This is a genomic window from Hyphomicrobium sp. (assembly GCF_020852195.1).
GTDB lineage: Bacteria > Pseudomonadota > Alphaproteobacteria > Rhizobiales > Hyphomicrobiaceae > Hyphomicrobium_C.
Genome location: NZ_JADZBI010000181.1, coordinates 1 through 2,532 on the forward strand (window position 1 = coordinate 1; position 2,532 = coordinate 2,532).

The 2,532-nt window shown below is 66.7% G+C and carries 4 protein-coding genes; all 4 read right to left on the reverse strand.

The window, feature by feature from the left end; all coding sequences use genetic code 11:
• Nucleotides 1-236 precede the first annotated feature (236 nt).
• A complete protein-coding gene (locus IT540_RS15525) occupies nucleotides 237-1,322 on the reverse strand; it encodes an AAA family ATPase (RefSeq protein WP_291179868.1) in 1,086 nt (361 codons plus the stop codon).
• Nucleotides 1,319-2,173, reverse strand: coding sequence for a PD-(D/E)XK nuclease-like domain-containing protein (locus tag IT540_RS15530; protein ID WP_291179872.1), 855 nt, complete (start codon nucleotides 2,171-2,173; stop codon nucleotides 1,319-1,321). Before IT540_RS15530 ends, IT540_RS15525 begins: the two co-directional genes overlap by 4 nt.
• The gene (locus IT540_RS15535; protein WP_291179875.1) at nucleotides 2,170-2,295 is read right to left on the reverse strand and encodes a hypothetical protein; all 126 of its coding nucleotides are present in this window, start codon (nucleotides 2,293-2,295) and stop codon (nucleotides 2,170-2,172) included. The genes IT540_RS15530 and IT540_RS15535 overlap by 4 nt, the downstream gene beginning before the upstream one ends.
• A partial coding sequence (locus IT540_RS15540) for a hypothetical protein (RefSeq protein WP_291179878.1) occupies nucleotides 2,295-2,532 on the reverse strand: 238 nt, incomplete at its 5' end. The genes IT540_RS15540 and IT540_RS15535, both read right to left, overlap by 1 nt.

Below are 2,532 nucleotides of genomic sequence, written 5' to 3' on the forward strand. Positions count from 1 at the left end.
AGCCTCCGATAAGTGTCTCGGCTACGGCATCGGCGATGTGGTAGCCGCGCTCGCACATGATGAGCTTCCCCTTGATGCGCGGCATCCAGCGCCCCTTGCGGGGTTTCGTCGTACCCGTGGCGAAGTCCGTACCGTCCGGACGAAGAGCTTTGTAGTAGTCCATGGCGTCTCTCCTGTAATGGGCGGCGGGGTGGACTCGGTCGGTCTCAGCACGACCCGCCGCCCGTGGGCTGGCTTTACTCCGCGCCCAGCAAAGCCGGTTGCGGCTCGGCTGGCGGGCTCGTGTGATGCGCGATGGCGGCCGCGATGAGGTCGCTGATGCGCTTGCCGGGGTGTTCGAACATCCAGGTGTCGATGAGCTCGGCGTAGTTCTCGCGCGCGGCCTCGGACCCGAGGATGGGCGACAGGTCCTTGATGGTGAGCGCCGAGTCGGTCAGTGCCTGCTTCAATTCGTCGTGTGTCCAGAGGGGGCGCACTATCTCGCCGCGCGGCATCTCGCCGGTGTCCGTGTCCACGTTCGGCCCCGGCCTGTTCTCGGGCTTCTCGGCCCTCTGGCGCGGTTCAGGCGCCGTTCCGCCGCGTGACCACTCGGCCAGCGATTTCCCCGCCTGTTCACTGATGGGTTTATCGAGCGGGAAGAACGCGCGGTGTTGCTCCTGGAGCTTGATGGGCTTCGGGATGCCCGGTGCGTCGGCCGTCAACAACAGTGACGTCGTGAGTTCGTAGGGCAGGTTTTTCTCGGTGACCGGAATCCAACCCTTGAATCCCGCGCCGTGCGTTTTCGGGATGACCTCCGTCTTGCCGTCGCGCTTGACGATCTCGATCTTCTCCTCCGCCCGGAAGCACAGGATCAGATGGGCGCGGATCTGGAGGAGCTTGGAGACGAGTCGTTTGTGCTCGGCCTTCGGCTTGACCCAGGCGGCGAACGTCATGGCCTCCCGGCGCTTCCAGTCCTCGCCCGGCGCCATCCGGGTCAGCTCCTCTTCGTGCCAGTCGAGAATGCCGCCGTCGCCGTTGTACTCGTGGCTCATTGAATCGACGACGATCACCGGGTAACCGGCCTTGTCGGCGGCCGCGATGGCGTCCATGTAATGAGCAGGGCGGAAGGGCGGACCGAGGTCGCCGTGGTCGAAGCTGAACTGATCGGCGTAGTGCTTGGCGCGCCCGGCTTCCGTGTCGATGACGGCGAACGGTTTGTCGCCGCTCAGCCCGCGGGCCAGCAACATCGCCGAGTAGGTCTTGCCCGAACCGGTGCCCCCGGCGAGGCCAATCAACAGCGGCACGCCCTCGCGCACCGCGCGGCGGAATTGGAACTCGTTCATGGGTTCATCCCCTCTAGTTGAGCCATCGCCCAGGACGGCGGCGAGACATAGCAGATGCGGGTCGGGTAGCCCGGCCAGCGGTCGTTGTTCAGGCACTCGGCCCAGCGCGAAACGGCCAGGTCGAACCGGCTCAGTCCGTAGTGCCGCATCTCCGGCGACATGCCCACAAGCGACACGGCGTAGGGCGGCTGGACCTCCTGGACAACCCAGATGTAGTGAGTGACACGCGTCAAGCAGGTCGATTCCACCCCGGCGATCTCGAATGCCGCCTGCAGGTCGTAGCCGAAGTTCAGGATCGTCTTGGCGAACGCGGCCGGTTCCGCGCTTGAAGAGGTCGTCTTGAAGCTCAGAATGATGGCGCGGTCGCGTGTTACCCAATCCGGGCGGCAGCGCAACCACGCGCCGGAGGGTTCGTCTTGCCAGGTGAACGTCTGCTCAGCGTCGAGCTCGCCAAGTCCTATGAGGTCCGGGGACATCTCGAGCGCGGCCAGCGCTGGGCCAGCCATGGCCAGCACGTCGGCGGCCTGATTGGGGAGGAGCGGCAACATGCCCTCGGCACGGGCGGCGTCGCGCTGCTCGCGAGCTTCCTTCGTGCGCCAGCTGTCGGCCTGGATCACGCGGATACGGTCGGTGCGCCCTTCGATCACGATGTCATGGACGGCGCCGCCGAGGTCGAACGCCTCGCTTTCCGTGGGCAGCCATGCGGGATTCAGGCGGGGATGTCCCCACCATGCGTGGAGCGGCGAGCGGCTGAGCAGTCGGTTCGCGAGCCCACTGTTGAGGGTGGGCACGGGCGCGCCAACGTTGTCGGCGGCGTAGTCGGCCATGGGCAGAATGGTGGCGGCCGTCATCGGAGGCTCCCGCGCCAGTCGTCGGGATCGTCGTCCGTGCCGCCGTACCAGTAGCCCGCGAGGACCACGTAGGCGAGCACGAGCGCCAGGGCGATCAGGGTGATGCCGGGCAGCCAATCCATCACGCCGCTCCCTCCCGGCCCGCCAGCGCCGCCTCATGGAGCACTGCGCCGCAGCCGGTACAGCGACCCTCGAACACCGGGATCGCGTCGCGGTTGCCGGGACAGTCGCACTCACCGCTCAGGATGTTGGGGAGGCTCATGACGTGGACGTGCCGCGTGGCCTGGTACTCATCCGGCAGGCCCATGCGGTAGTAGGTGCGCCCGCAAACACACCGGTTGAGGTAGACCCGCCCCTGC

Excerpts from the sequence above, each read along its gene's own strand:
- IT540_RS15525 (WP_291179868.1), bottom strand. The coding sequence starts at position 1,322 with ATGAACGAGTTCCAATTCCGCCGCGCGGTGCGCGAGGGCGTGCCGCTG.
- IT540_RS15530 (WP_291179872.1), bottom strand. The coding sequence starts at position 2,173 with ATGACGGCCGCCACCATTCTGCCCATGGCCGACTACGCCGCCGACAAC.
- IT540_RS15535 (WP_291179875.1), bottom strand. The coding sequence starts at position 2,295 with ATGGATTGGCTGCCCGGCATCACCCTGATCGCCCTGGCGCTCGTGCTC.